Below are 14,360 nucleotides of genomic sequence, written 5' to 3' on the forward strand. Positions count from 1 at the left end.
CAATATTCCATAAATTAGTATTATTTAAAAATCCTTTATTATAATCACTTATAATTACAACATCTGAATCTTTAATAATGGTTTCAAAATCCGTTCGGATATCGATATTGAGTGTTACTTCACCTTTTTCAAGGATATACAGGGCCTGGCTGGGATCATTCCTAAAAAACACCACCTCATCTTGCACGTATTTTCTTTGGTGAATAGCAGGCAGAAATTGTGACATTTCATCAAAAGTTAAATGCGTAAAAAACTTAACTTTCCCTAAAAAGGCAAATTTCTTTCGCTCTGACGGACTATAGGTTTTCTTAAAAGGATTTTTCATTGTCTAGTTTTTTAACATAAAACACCTTCTTGGTTCTATTGCTGATTTTAAACCTGTCATCAATTCTTAAGCCCACTAGCCAAACAATCTTGTCACCGGAACACATAACCTTCACTTCATTTTTTTTAATTAGTGGCACTTTTTTGTCAATCAAAAAATCACTTACCTTCTTAAAATTCTGCATTCCTAAAGGCATGAATTTATCCCCTTTTTTCCAGTTTCTCAAGACCAAAGGGAATTCCAGCAAATCAAAATCCAATAAAGCATTTTGCGCTGAGTGATCCAATACCCTTGCTTTGTTAAGTTGAGCACAACTATACCTTTGCTTTCCCCCCAAGACAAACCCATCATCAGCAAAGTTTATTTCGATACGTTCGGCTTCCTCCGTTTGTTTTCCTAAAATCAGACAATCCCTATCAATATTCAATAACCAGCCTTCTGAAAGAAATTGTCTACCTGCCTCTTGACGTTCTACAGCATACAAGATATCCTCAATCTGCGCATATACAAAGCCCTTTTTTCTTAACCAATAAAAAAGCAATGATGATTTTCCCGGTAAGCCGGCTAAACTTGAAAAGGGCAACACCTCATACTCTTCATCTGAAACGACGTTTTCATCGGCCCAGAGGTCAAAAAAATGAAAAAATGCCTTTCCTGTATCTTTCAGCCTGTCGAAACTATATTGGATTAACTCCGGTCCTTTTGGGTCAAATTCAAGAAGCAAAGGCAAAAATTTATGCCTGATAAAATTCCTTTTATAAATGGTTTTGGCATTGCTAAGGTCCTCTCTCCACTGCAGCCCATTCCTTTCCAAATAAGCCTTTATTTCATTCCTAGAAAAGGGAAGCAATGGCCTTCGGATAAAATCTCTTTTACTACTCATGCCATATACTCCTTCTATTCCTGTTCCTCGCAACAAATTGAGCATTACAGTTTCAATTTGGTCATCGGCATGATGCGCAACCAACACCCCATCAGCCCTCAAACAGGAATTGAGTTCCTCAAACCAACTGTACCTTAGCTCTCTGGCCGCCATTTGCAGGGAAACCCCATGCTTATCCATATAGGCATGGGTATCAAAATTTTTGGTGTGTACAGGCACTCCCAGTTCTACGCCTAGCTCAATTACAAAAAGTTCGTCTGCATCACTAGCTGCTCCACGCAGTTGAAAATTACAATGAGCTATAGAAATTTTAAAGCCGGCCTTAGTAAGCAAATGGGCTAATACGACACTATCCACCCCACCACTAACCGCAACAAGGTAGGGCGATTGCACATCTAAAATTTTATTTTTGCGTACATGATTGATAAATCGTTCCAGCATAAACCAAAAGTACTATTTTATATTAATTTTGCCTCGGAAATCAATTCGAATGACAAAGACCACATTTATTTTATTTTGCCTACTTACTAGTTTGGCCCTTTCAAAGACAATGGCTCAGGAGAATAAAGGTCGGTTGGAAATCCTACAAGCCGACTCCCTTTTGGGTGGTGAAGGTTTTGAAAGATTAATCACAGATGTTATAATGAAACATAAAACTTCATTGATCTATTGTGACTCGGCCCACTTTTACTCAGAGGACAACCTTGCTAAACTTTTCGGCAATGTAAAAATCGATGACAAACAAGATTCTGTTACGGTTACTAGCCGCTATGCAGAGTATGATGGCGATACTCAATTGGCTTTGTTGAGAAACAATGTAGTGCTGGTTAACGAAGGTACTACGCTATATACCGATTTTCTAGATTATAATCGAGCCACAGGAGAAGCCGTCTATTTCAATTCGGGCATGGTCAAAGACAGCACCAATGTATTGACCAGTGAAAAAGGGAGGTATGAAACGCAAATTGAAAAAATCACTTTCAATAAAAAAGTAGTCTTGGAAAACCCTGACTACACCATGAAATCAAATACGCTGTATTACTACACTACCACCAATATTGCAGAAACAGAAAAGCTAACCAATATCCTTTCTAAGGATGGCAATAAGCTGAATGCTCAAAAGGGAAGTTTTTATGACACCGAGAATAAAATTTTTCGCTTTTATGATGGGGATGTAGAATCCGAAAACAGTATTGTTTACGGAGAGACGCTTTTCTATGACGAAAAGGCACAATACTATGAAGCCAAGAAGAACGTAAGTATCCTTAACAAGGAAAGAAATGTGGAAGTATTTGGGGATGAGGGTAAATATTGGGAGGACAGGCAGTATTCTGAAGTTTATGGAAAAGCATTGGTAAAGAAGTATTTTGATACAGACACCCTGCTTATGATTGCCGATACACTTATTACTCAAGATGGAGAGGATGCTGAAGAGAAGTATACCCTAGCTTATCCCAATATGCGTTTGATTAAATCTGAGCTAGCAGGTAGAGCTGATTCTATGGCATATATTTATGCCGATTCAACTGTTCACCTTTATTCCGACCCGGTACTTTGGAGCAATAAAAGCCAAATTACAGCGGACAGTATTAATTTCCTGATTGCCAATCAAGAAATAGATAAGGCGCTATTAAAAGACAATGCCTTTGCTATCACTCGAGACACCATAGGAAACTTTAACCAAATCAAGGGAAGAAAGATGACCGGCTATTTTGTAGAAAGCGATATGGACAAACTTGATGTGGAAGGAAATGGGGAGTCCTTGTATTTTGCCGTAGAAAATGACACCACAATCAAAGGGTTAAACAAATTGTTGTGCGGTAGAATAATCATGGAGTTTGAAGAGGGGACCGTCTCAAGGATTAGTCATACCATAAAGCCTGAAGCTTCCTTTACACCCCCTCATTTATTTGAAGAAGGGGATCAAAATTTAGAGGGCTTTTCTTGGAGAGCTGACGAAAGACCCAGTCGAAAAACTATAAACGACTGGAGAACGCCAAAAATTAGAGACAAAAACCGATATAGTTTTTTTGATGAGCCCGATGCGAAGCTACGCTACCCTGATAATGATGAAATACAAATAATTACCGATAATTAAATTCATTTCCAGTACATCTTACATTTTTCTGAACTTTTGTTTCTAGGAAAAAATTTTTGAACGGTGATTTGTGAAAAAAATTTCATCATTGTTAACATTTTTTAACCCAAACCTACCTATAAAGTGGAACCAATTTGGTATTTTTATACGTATATACTTCTAAACGAGGGAGAAAATCTTTGTTAACGAAATTAAAAATTTATTGAACTAGACTTTACATGAAATTATTTTTATCACTTTTAATCACCTTACAGTTGTTTGCGCTACAGTTTGTAGACGCAAGGCAAGTACGTGTGTTAAGTGATAAAATTGAATTCAATGGTAAAGTGAATACTACTCAAAGGAAAACGCTCATCCTTCAAAACGATGCCAAAGAAAGTGCTACCTATTACCTTCGCTACTTGCAAGGGAATGTGGGCTCCTCCCAAAATATTCTTATTTGTATCGGGGACAACTGCTATGACCCGAGGAAAGATCTTTCACAAATTAGGTTTACGCTTGAGCCCGGGGAAGTCACTACCAATATATATATTGAATTTGAATTGGGTATAACGGCCACCAAAGGAACATTTGATTTACATTTCTTCAACACTTCCAACAACAGGGATGCATTTATAGTTGAAAATGTTTACAATGTAGTTTCTGATCAACCTTCAGATAATTTTAGTCATAAAGATGTAGATCTGGATGAAATCTATCCTAATCCGAGTGTAAGGACAGCTCAATTGGATTATAAAATAAAAAATTCGAGCGCAAATGTCCGCGTTGTGATCAATAGTTTCATTGGAAACCCCATTTATGATTTTAGACTCGACCCTTCACAAGAATCTCTGGTAATCCCCGTTACAGACCTGAACCCAGGTACTTATTTCTATACTTTGATCGTTGACAATAAAAATATTGTCACTAAAAAACTCTACGTCAAAAGATAAGTATAAGCATTCGCGTAGAAACCTCCTTGATAACCAATTATTAATCCATTATATTTGCAGGTCAAATGATAAAAGCACACCATTACATATTAATTTTCTTTGTTTCACTGCTCACTTTCGGTTGTGGGGAATTTTACAAATTAGAGAAAAGCACCAATTGGGATGAACTCTACGAAGCAGCAAATCGCTACTATGATGAAGGGGAGCATAACAAAGCCATAATTCTATATGACAGGGTTTTACCTGTAATAAAGGGAAGTGGCAAAGCTGAATTGGCAGAGTTCAATTACGCTTATGCTCATTTTCGAACCAAAAGATACATTGAAGCGGCAGAATATTTCAAAACATTTTTTGACACCTATAATCGTTCTCCTTTGGCTGAAGAGGCCTTGTTTATGAATGCTTATTCTTTGTATTTGGATGCTCCGGATTTTAATTTAGATCAAAGAAGTTCAAAAGAAGCTGTCAATGCAATTCAGTTATTTATGAACAGATTTCCTGAATCTGATTCTTATGAGCGTGCAATTTCCATGATTGATGTTCTTCAGAAAAGATTTGAAGAGAAAGCATATACCGAATCAAAAATGTATTATCGTCTGACTGAAGGTTTATTTCCGGGCGAATTTTACAGGGCTTGTATAGTCAATTTTCAAAATTTTGCTAAATCCTATCCGGATAGTGATTATAATGAGGAACTTGCTTTCAATTTGGTAGAAGTAAGTGCGGCATATGCAGAAAGAAGTATTTTTGATAAAAGGGAAGAAAGATTTGAGCAATCCTTGGGCTTTGCCGATGATTTCAAGAAAAAATACCCGGAAAGCGAATACATAGAAGAAGTTATAGAAATTCAATCCGATGCCAAAGAAAAACTTGATGACCACTATGCCTTAAAAGCACAGTATGAAGCCAGAACCGCAGAGGCACTTAAAAGGAGAGAAGAAGAACAAAAAAACCAGGAAGCTACAGAAGCTTTAAAAAAAGTAGGCAATTAAAATCCGATTAAATATGGCAATCAATCAGTCAATTATTACAAGAGATTTGGACAAGGTAGCAGAGAAATCAGGAAACCTTTACCAATCTATATTCACTATCTCTCAAAGGGCAAAGCAAATTTCATCTACAATGAAAGAGGAGTTGAATAATAAGCTTTCAGAGTTTGCTTCAACGGTAGACAACCTTGAAGAGGTTTTTGAAAATAAAGAGCAAATTGAAATATCAAAATTCTATGAAAGAATGCCAAAGCCAAGCACATTGGCAATGGAGGAGTTCATGGAAGACAAAGTAATGTTTAGATTCCCTGAAGAAGAGGAAAGCCAATCTTAACATGCCGCTATCAGGCAAACGTATTCTATTAGGTGTAACCGGAGGCATTGCTGCTTATAAAGTAGCACAACTTGTTCGCTTATTGGTAAAATCACAAGCAGAAGTCAAAGTTATAATGACGGCTTCTGCTTGTGACTTTATCACACCACTTACTTTGGCCACCTTATCCAAGAATCCTGTATCTATTGATTTTTTTAACCAGAAAACGGGTGAATGGACCAATCATGTGGCTTTAGGTGCATGGGCTGACATCATGGTGATCGCTCCATTATCAGCAAATACCTTATCCAAACTGGCCAATGGCCAGAGTGATAGTTTATTGTCATGTACTTACCTTTCTTGTACAAGTCCGGTACTCCTTGCCCCGGCGATGGATTTAGACATGTACCAACACCCTGCTGTCAAACAAAACCTCACCAGTCTTGAGCGCTATGGCAACCATATCATGGAAGCCGCGAGCGGAGAGTTAGCCAGTGGATTAATTGGTCAGGGACGAATGCCTGAACCGGAAGCGATCTTTGCTTCAATCCAAGATATCTTAAACCCTGACCTTAGTTTTCAGGGTAAAAATATACTTATTACGGCAGGCCCTACGCAGGAAGCGATAGACCCGGTTAGGTATATTAGCAATCATTCTAGCGGTAAGATGGGTATAGCTCTGGCAGAGAAAGCGGCAGAAAGAGGAGCTAAAGTAACTTTGATTTTAGGACCCACAGCTTTAAAACCCAATCCTCATCCTAAAATCACTATCATTCCGGTGACAAGTGCGTTAGACATGTTTGAGGCCAGCCAAAAACATCATAGTAATGCTCAGGTAGTAATATTTTGTGCTGCAGTAGCTGATTACAGGTCAGAAAAGCCTTCTAATGAAAAGATCAAGAAAAAGGAAAACGCCCTTCAAATCAGCTTAGTTAAGAACCCTGATATTGCAAAAACTTTAGGCGCACATAAAAAGCAGGGGCAATTGCATATTGGCTTTGCTTTAGAAACAGATGAGGGCATATTGAGTGCAGAAAATAAACTTATTGAAAAAAACTTTGATTTTGTGGTATTGAACTCTCTTCTTGACTCCGAAGCAGGCTTTCAAAAAGACACCAATCAAGTTACTATATTATCAAATAATAAAGAAAGAATTAAAACCCCGGTGATGTCCAAGGAAATGCTGGCTATCCAGCTGTTGGATCGAGTTGGTTCTCTTCTAGAAAACAAGTTTGACAAATCTGACGTTTAAATTGGAAGGATCACAAACCTTATGGCTTAATCCATAAGTAAGGGATTTTGGGAGAATTTATTTTAATCAATGCTGCAGGTGAGGCTCCCCTCAGCATATCTGAAGCAGCTGAATGTTTGGTCAACATTTCAGCAGGTAACGAAAGGCCTTGCTCTTTTCGGATTTTATGAATTTCCATTCAGCTTACAAATAGGATCAGATGGTACGCCCCACAGTCTTTATATTGCTTTTCGGTTTTTTTTTAAGCCCAATAAAATTGCTGTCTCAGCAACTCAACTTCACTGTGACAATAAACAGTGAACGAGCAAGAACTCAGGATACAGATATTTTCGATCAGATGAAATCTGCTTTTGAGCAATTTCTGAATGGTCGCAACTGGACGGATGCAGAGCTCAAGCCTCAAGAAAGGATTAAAGGCAACCTATTGATCACAATCAATGATATGCCACAGGTAGGTTTATTCAATGCGACAGTTCAAGTCCAAACCGTCAGACCTATCTATGGGTCAAATTACGAAAGTTTAATTCTGAACTTTGCAGACCGCAATTGGGCCTTTGAATATACGGAATCCCAGCCCTTGGAATTCAATCAGTTTTCTTATTTAAACAATATCACTTCATTATTGGCTTATTATGCGTATATCGCCATAGGGATAGATCACGACTCTTTCGCTCCACGGGGAGGAGATCCTTATTTTGAAGTTGCCAACAATATTGTGGCCAATGCCCAGCAATCCTCAAGTTCAGGGTGGAACCAAAATCCTTCTGACAAAAGAAACAGGTATTGGCTGGCCAATGATCTTTATAACTCGCAAGTGATGGTGCCTGTTAGGGATGCTTATTATTTATACCACAGGATGGGGCTTGATTTATTAACTACTAAGCCATCAGAAAGTTATCAAAACATTCTTGAAGCAATCAAAATGGTACAAGAAGCCAACAAGGTACAACCAAATAGTATTCTAACAATTAGCTTTATGGATGCCAAATCGGATGAAATCAGCAAAATTCTTAAGGCTGCACCTATGGAATTGAAGGAAGAGGCAGTAGAAGTATTACTTAAGGTAGACCCTAACAATGCAAGAAAATACAATGACATTTTGAAAGGATAATCCTCAATTTTGGTTAATTTTGACACCTTAAACGAAACCAAAGCAACATGTTAACCAACCTTAGCATTACCAACTATGCTTTGATAGAGAAATTAGAAATGGAACCTTGTGCCGGCCTCAATATGATCACCGGAGAAACAGGAGCAGGAAAATCCATTATGCTCGGGGCCGTCGGCTTACTATTAGGAAATAGGGCAGATACCAAGGCATTATTTGATGAGCAGAAAAAGTGCATTATTGAGGGAGTGTTCAATATTCAGAATTATGGTTTAGAAAGATTCTTCGAGAAGGAAGAGTTGGACTACGAACCGGCATGTATTATTCGACGTGAAATATCACCTTCCGGAAAATCTCGTGCTTTCATCAATGACACTCCTGTAAGACTTGAAAACCTAAAGGTTCTGGGAAAAACTCTGATGGATATTCATTCCCAAAATGAGACCTTATTGTTGGGGGCTTCTTCTTATCAGCTCTCTCTGATAGATGCTTTTGCTAAGGTTCGGAAAGAAAAGGAAGCTTATTCCACACAGTATCATGATTTCATAAAAACGCAAAAAAAAGTGCGCTTGCTCGAGCAAGAAAAGCAACAATACCAGCAAGAGGCCGATTACAATCAGTTTCAGTTGGAGGAGTTGTCTAGTTTAAATCTAGAGGAAGGTGAGCAGGCCGCTTTAGAAGCAAAAGAAGAATTATTAAACCATGCTGAGGAAATAAAATCGAGGGCCTCACAGGCATTGGACCATCTTGAAAATGAGGAGTTGGGTGCCATGCAACAATTGGCAGCAGCCAAGCAACATTTTCAATACCTGCAGAAATTCGGGAAAAATTTTGAAGAGTTAAACCAAAGGTTTGAAAGTTTATTAATAGAACTAAATGACATATTAGAAAGCCTGTCTTTGGAGGAACAGGAAATTGAAGTAGATTTTGAAAAGTCTGAGTGGGTAAGGGAAAGACTAAGTAAAATCTACCAGCTTCAGAAGAAACATGGCCTTCAAAGTGATAAAGAGCTCTTAGATTTGGCTTCATCTCTTGCAGACAAGGTGTTTAAGGGAGATCACCTAGAGGAAGAACTGGCCAATCAACAGGCATTACTCAAGGAGTCCCAAGAAAAACTTAGTGCAATGGGGCAGAAACTTTCAAAGAAAAGACAGGCCATCTTTAGCGGATTTAGCAAAGAGATCCAATTCTTATTGGGGCAGTTAGGTATGGAAAATGCCAAGGTGGAAATCCTTAGAAAAGAAGTCCCGGCAAATGAATCCGGTATAGATGATATTGATATCTTATTTTCTGCCAACAAAGGTATTTTGCCTCAGCCAATTGGACAAGTAGCATCAGGGGGTGAGTTTTCCAGGTTAATGTTTGCCATAAAATATGTTATGGCAGATAAAATGGCTTTGCCTACGCTAATATTTGATGAAATAGACACCGGAATATCCGGAGAAATAGCCCTACAAATGGTCCGAATGATGCAAGAGATTGCAACCAAACATCAGGTTATTTGTATTAGCCATTTGCCACAGGTGGCGGCAAAGGGAGAAAAACACTATTTTGTATACAAAGATAATAGCTCAGAGCGGACGATTAGTAAAATAAAATTATTAAACGCTGAAGAAAGATTGTTTGAAATCGCCACCATGATTTCGGGGTCAAACCCCTCAACTACTGCCTTTGAAAATGCTAAAGAATTGCTCTCGAAATAGTCAATTGCATCTCTTTTATAAAATCCCAGTGAAAAATGTTTCACGCTTTATTAGTTAAATTTATAGAATATTATTTAATTGAAGTTATAAAATCAAAATAATACAATGCCTGAAAATTTATTAAAAGGAAAAAAAGGAATAATAACCGGCGCACTTGATGAAAATTCTATTGCCTGGCAAACAGCCTTAAAAGCCAAAGAACAAGGGGCAAAATTTGTCCTTACCAATGCCCCAATAGCCATGCGTATGGGCGCCATAAAGGAATTAGCCGATGAATGTGGGACCATAGTTATCCCAGCAGATGCTACATCCGTAGAAGATATCGAGAAACTTTATGATGAAGCAAAAGAATATTTAGGTGGAAATTTTGATTTCTTACTCCACTCCATAGGAATGTCTCCCAATGTTCGAAAGGGAAGATCTTATGGTGACTTGAATTATGATTGGGTACAAAAGTCATATGATGTTTCAGCCGTTTCTTTTCACAAAATGCTTCAAGTTGCAGAAAAGAAAGACATTCTAAACGAATGGGCTTCTGTAATTGCATTAAGTTATATTGCAGCAGAAAGGGCTTTCCCTTTTTATAGTGACATGTCTGAAGCCAAAGCCATACTGGAAAGTATAGCTAGAAACTATGGCCTGAGGTACGGGAAAAGTAAAAATGTGAGAGTAAATACCATTTCTCAATCCCCCACGAAAACCGTAGCAGGTTCAGGTATAGGAGGGTTTGATGATTTCTTTGATTTTGCCGCCTTGGCTTCACCTCTTGGTAATGCTTCAGCAGAATCCTGTGCAGAATACATTGTCACCATGTTTTCCGATTTCACCAGAATGGTAACCATGCAAAACCTGTTTCATGATGGAGGCTATTCTACTACAGGCATTACGCAAGAATTAATTGATGCCTACGTAGCAAGTAAAAAATAAATTGTATACCAACTAAAAAAGCCCCTAAAGCTATCAACTAGCAGTAGGGGCTTTTTTTATGCAATATAATTTTTACATTTTTTCAATTTGTTCGGCCAACCAATCTCCTACTTCAGAAGTTTTATAGGATTTCTCCCCTTCTGAAAGATCTTCAGTTACCACGCCTTTTTCCAAAGACAAGTTAACCACGTCAGAAATAGCTTTAGCTTCATCCATTAAATCAAAAGCATACTCAAACATCATGGAAGCAGACAATACAGCTGCCAAAGGGTTGGCAATGTCTTTACCTGCTGCTTGAGGATAAGAACCGTGTATAGGTTCAAAAAGCTTGGTTTTAAGACCAATTGAAGCAGATGGCATCAATCCCATCGACCCACTAATTACAGAAGCCTCATCTGTAAGGATATCACCGAATAGGTTTTCTGTAATCAAGACATCATAGGCTTTTGGCCATTGAACCAATCTCATGGCTACAGCATCCACAAATTCATATTCAACTTTAACGTCAGGATATTCAGGTGCAAGTCGTTGTACCGTTTCTCTCCAAAGACGTGAAGTGGCCAATACATTAGCTTTATCAACACAGGTCAATAACTTCCTTCTCTTTCTGGCAAATTCAAAACCCATCCTTGCCAGTCTTTCAATTTCCTCAACAGAATATACACAAGAATCAAAAGCTTTTGTTCCTTGTTCATTTCTACCTCTAGGCTCCCCAAAATAAATACCACCTGTCAGTTCCCTTAAAAATACTAGATCAGTACCTTCAATTCTTTCTTTTTTCAAGGGGGACTTGTGAAGCAAGGAAGGGAAAGTGAAGGTAGGACGAACGTTTGAAAAAAGTCCCAACTTCTTCCTCATTTCCAACAAACCTTGCTCAGGCCTAACTTTTGCGCTAGGGTCATTGTCGAACTTTGGATGACCAATGGCTCCAAAAAGAACGGCATCTGCTGCAACACAGGCATCGTGCGTGGCATCAGGGTATGGGTTACCTACTGCATCAATAGCGGCAGCACCTGTGATGGCTTCATTGTAAGTGATTTTATGTCCAAATTTCTTAGCGACAGCATCCACAACTTTTACTGCCTGATTGATTACTTCAGGGCCAATACCATCACCAGGTAATAGGGCTATATTCATTTCCATAAGGATTCTTTTTTTCAGTTTTGTTACTATTTTTGATTTGTTCTATGATATTAAGCATTTTTTCGGTGGCCATCATGGCTGCAATGGTCTGGTCACTGTCCAAACCTTTGGTCTTGAAGATCCTTCCATTCAAATCCCAGGTAATCACACACTCTACAAAAGCATCGGTCTTACCCCCAGGAGGAATGCTAATATGAAAGTCCGTCAACTTAGGCAATTGCATGTCAAGTCCCTTGTAGATTTTCTTCAGCGCTTTCATAAAAGAATCATACTGCCCATCACCGGAGGCATTCTGTTCATAATAGTTGTCGAAAATTTTAACCCGCAACTGAACTGAAGGCTTTAACCCCTTGGAATGCACCATATGGTATCCATCAATAACAATGTCGTTATTGATGGAATTATTTTGAAGCACATCAGAAATTATATAGGGAAGATCTTCAGTTGTAACCCGTTCCTTCTTATCTCCGAGCTCAATAATTTTTTGTGTAACCTTTGTTAATTCTTCAGGTTCCAGAGAAATGCCTAGCTCTTCCAAGTTCTTGGAAATATTGGCCTTCCCTGAAGTTTTTCCCAAGGCATATTTCCGCGTTCTCCCAAAACGTTCTGGAAGTAAATCACTGAAATACAAGTTCTTTTTATTGTCACCATCGGCATGTACACCTGCTGTTTGGGTAAATACATTTTCCCCAACCACCGGTTTATTTGCAGGTATTCTCAATCCTGAAAATTGCTCTACCAGCTTACTTATCCTATAAATTTTACTTTCGTTGACATTAAGGTGACAAGGTGTGAAATCCTTTATTACCGCTACTATGGATTCAAGTGGAGCATTACCGGCACGCTCTCCTAATCCATTGACAGTGGTATGTATGCCTTTGGCTCCGGTATTTACCGCATGGAGTACATTGGCAACAGATAGGTCATAATCATTGTGCGCATGGAAATCAAAATGCAATTCCGGAAACTTATCACAAATCAGTTCCAAAAACTCCTTTACTTCATCCGGGCAAAGTAGTCCCAAGGTATCCGGAAGCATAATTCTTTTGACCGGCTGTTGGGAGAGGAATTCAATCATTGAAAGGGCATAATCTCTAGAATTACGCATGCCATTGCTCCAGTCCTCCAAATAAACATTTACTTCAATGCCATGTGTTCTTGCATAGGAAATGCATTTCTCAATCTCGGCAAAATGAACTTCCGGTGTTTTCTTGAGCTGATGTGTCAGGTGATTGAGCGAACCTTTGGTTAGCAAATTCATTACTTTGGCACCGGCTTCTACCATCCAATCTACAGATTTCGGGGTATCTACAAATCCCAAAACCTCAATACTACTCAAAAAGCCTCTTTCCTCAGCCCAATTTGTGATCCTTTTGACACCTTCCAACTCTCCTTCTGAAACCCTAGCTGAGGCCACCTCTATTCGGTCAACTCTTAGCTCTTCCAGCAAAAGCTTCGCAATCTGAAGTTTTTCTGAAGGAAGAAATGACACCCCGGAGGTTTGCTCTCCATCCCTCAGGGTGGTGTCCATGATTTCTATATTCTTTTCTCTACGCATTCCCTTACCATTAACCTGACACAATTGAAACTTCGAAACTCAGAGCAAGGTTTACCTTTTGGCTTCGAATGCTACTATTTCTTCTTTAAGGTTCAGCAAATAATCGATATCATCGAACCCATTTTTCATGTTTTGCTTTTTGTAAGAATTGATATCAAATGATTCTGAATTTCCTGTGGACAGCAGCGTAATGGTTTGTTTATTGATGTCTACCTCTACTTCTGTTTCCGGATTGGCCTCAACGGCAGCAAATAACTCCTCTGCAAACTTCGGAGAAACCGTAACTGGAAGCACGCCAATGTTCAAGCAATTGTTTTTGAATATATCAGCAAAGAAACTTGAAACCACACATCTGAACCCGTAATCATAAATGGCCCATACCGCATGTTCACGACTCGAACCTGATCCAAAATTCTTACCTGCCAATAGTATTTTACCACTATAAGTCGGATCATTTAAAACAAAATCCGGTTTAGGATTTCCTTCTTTATCAAAACGCCAGTCTCTGAAAAGGTTGTCCCCAAATCCCTTTCTTTCTGTAGCCTTTAAAAACCTGGCCGGAATAATTTGGTCAGTATCTACATTTTCTGAGGAAAGCGGAACCACCTTACTGGTCAAAACATCAAATTTATCGTATGCCATGGTATTATTTTTCTTGTACTAATTCTTCTATTATATCCCTTGGGTCTGTAATCACCCCTGTAATGGCCACAGCCGCTACGGTTAAAGGTGAAGCCAATAAAGTTCGACTCCCCGGTCCTTGACGTCCTTCAAAGTTTCTGTTTGAAGTTGATACAGCATATTTTCCTGAAGGAATTTTATCATCATTCATGGCCAAACAAGCAGAACAGCCAGGTTGTCTTAATTTAAAGCCTGCATCTTCCAAAGTTTGGACGATACCTTCTTCTATAGCCATTTTTTCTACTTCTCTGGATCCAGGAACAATCCAGGCAGTAATATTGTCTGCTTTTTGTTTTCCTTTTACAAATTGAGCCACTGACCTTAAATCTTCTATACGTCCATTGGTACAACTACCCACAAATACATAGTCAATTTTTTTGCCTTCCATAGCCTCTCCCGGCTGGAAGCCCATATAATCCAAGGACTTGATATAAGATTTATTTTCACT

General features: G+C 38.7%; 14 protein-coding genes and 1 pseudogene. 8 read left to right on the forward strand and 7 right to left on the reverse strand.

Annotated elements, in window-relative coordinates:
- Together AAC037_RS06285 and tilS are read right to left on the reverse strand one after the other, a co-directional pair.
- A pseudogene (locus AAC037_RS06285) lies at positions 1-325 on the reverse strand (hypothetical protein); the annotation flags it as partial.
- On the reverse strand, positions 309-1,649 hold the full coding sequence (gene tilS / locus AAC037_RS06290) for a tRNA lysidine(34) synthetase TilS (protein WP_339902187.1): 1,341 nt from the start codon (positions 1,647-1,649) through the stop codon (positions 309-311). The pseudogene AAC037_RS06285 and the gene tilS, both read right to left, overlap by 17 nt.
- Before the next feature lie 49 nt (positions 1,650-1,698).
- Between tilS and AAC037_RS06295 the strand changes: the two genes are divergently transcribed.
- The 5 genes from AAC037_RS06295 (at position 1,699) to coaBC (ending at position 6,792) form a co-directional block, all read left to right on the forward strand.
- Positions 1,699-3,306: an OstA-like protein gene (locus tag AAC037_RS06295; protein ID WP_339902188.1), complete on the forward strand. Its 1,608-nt coding sequence runs from the start codon at positions 1,699-1,701 to the stop codon at positions 3,304-3,306.
- 218 nt (positions 3,307-3,524) lie between these two features.
- The gene (locus tag AAC037_RS06300) at positions 3,525-4,238 is read left to right on the forward strand and encodes a T9SS type A sorting domain-containing protein (protein WP_339902189.1); all 714 of its coding nucleotides are present in this window, start codon (positions 3,525-3,527) and stop codon (positions 4,236-4,238) included.
- Between the two features lie 65 nt (positions 4,239-4,303).
- Entirely contained in the window at positions 4,304-5,230 is a 927-nt protein-coding gene (gene bamD, locus AAC037_RS06305; protein ID WP_339902190.1) for an outer membrane protein assembly factor BamD, read from the forward strand.
- 13 nt (positions 5,231-5,243) lie between these two features.
- The gene (locus AAC037_RS06310) at positions 5,244-5,561 is read left to right on the forward strand and encodes a DNA-directed RNA polymerase subunit omega (protein ID WP_339902191.1); all 318 of its coding nucleotides are present in this window, start codon (positions 5,244-5,246) and stop codon (positions 5,559-5,561) included.
- Between the two features lies 1 nt (position 5,562).
- Positions 5,563-6,792: a bifunctional phosphopantothenoylcysteine decarboxylase/phosphopantothenate--cysteine ligase CoaBC gene (coaBC, locus tag AAC037_RS06315; protein WP_339902192.1), complete on the forward strand. Its 1,230-nt coding sequence runs from the start codon at positions 5,563-5,565 to the stop codon at positions 6,790-6,792.
- A 19-nt stretch (positions 6,793-6,811) separates the two neighbouring features.
- Here coaBC and AAC037_RS06320 read toward each other — a convergent pair whose 3' ends face one another.
- Entirely contained in the window at positions 6,812-6,970 is a 159-nt protein-coding gene (locus tag AAC037_RS06320; protein ID WP_339902193.1) for a hypothetical protein, read from the reverse strand.
- A 21-nt stretch (positions 6,971-6,991) separates the two neighbouring features.
- Here AAC037_RS06320 and AAC037_RS06325 point away from each other — a divergent pair, with 21 nt between their 5' ends.
- The 3 genes from AAC037_RS06325 to AAC037_RS06335 all read left to right on the forward strand — a co-directional run bounded on the left by AAC037_RS06325 (position 6,992) and on the right by AAC037_RS06335 (position 10,530).
- Positions 6,992-7,903 carry a DUF4835 family protein gene (locus AAC037_RS06325; protein WP_339902194.1) on the forward strand — a complete coding sequence of 304 codons (912 nt, stop codon included), beginning with the start codon at positions 6,992-6,994 and terminating at the stop codon, positions 7,901-7,903.
- A gap of 47 nt (positions 7,904-7,950) precedes the next feature.
- The gene (recN, locus tag AAC037_RS06330; protein ID WP_339902195.1) at positions 7,951-9,603 is read left to right on the forward strand and encodes a DNA repair protein RecN; all 1,653 of its coding nucleotides are present in this window, start codon (positions 7,951-7,953) and stop codon (positions 9,601-9,603) included.
- A gap of 105 nt (positions 9,604-9,708) precedes the next feature.
- Positions 9,709-10,530, forward strand: coding sequence for an SDR family oxidoreductase (locus AAC037_RS06335; protein ID WP_339902196.1), 822 nt, complete (start codon positions 9,709-9,711; stop codon positions 10,528-10,530).
- A 72-nt stretch (positions 10,531-10,602) separates the two neighbouring features.
- On the opposite strand, the gene leuB is transcribed toward AAC037_RS06335, so the two are convergent.
- From leuB to AAC037_RS06355, 4 genes are all read right to left on the reverse strand, one after another.
- Positions 10,603-11,673 (reverse strand): 3-isopropylmalate dehydrogenase, encoded by a 1,071-nt coding sequence (leuB, locus tag AAC037_RS06340; protein ID WP_303615164.1) that lies wholly within the window; start codon positions 11,671-11,673, stop codon positions 10,603-10,605.
- Positions 11,642-13,231: an alpha-isopropylmalate synthase regulatory domain-containing protein gene (locus tag AAC037_RS06345; RefSeq protein ID WP_339902197.1), complete on the reverse strand. Its 1,590-nt coding sequence runs from the start codon at positions 13,229-13,231 to the stop codon at positions 11,642-11,644. Before AAC037_RS06345 ends, leuB begins: the two co-directional genes overlap by 32 nt.
- Before the next feature lie 51 nt (positions 13,232-13,282).
- Positions 13,283-13,873, reverse strand: a complete 591-nt coding sequence (gene leuD, locus AAC037_RS06350; protein ID WP_339902198.1) for a 3-isopropylmalate dehydratase small subunit — start codon at positions 13,871-13,873, stop codon at positions 13,283-13,285.
- A gap of 4 nt (positions 13,874-13,877) precedes the next feature.
- Positions 13,878-14,360: aconitase family protein (locus AAC037_RS06355; protein WP_339902199.1), on the reverse strand; the 483-nt coding region annotated here is incomplete at its 5' end.

The organism is uncultured Cyclobacterium sp. (genome assembly GCF_963976465.1).
Classification (GTDB): domain Bacteria; phylum Bacteroidota; class Bacteroidia; order Cytophagales; family Cyclobacteriaceae; genus Cyclobacterium.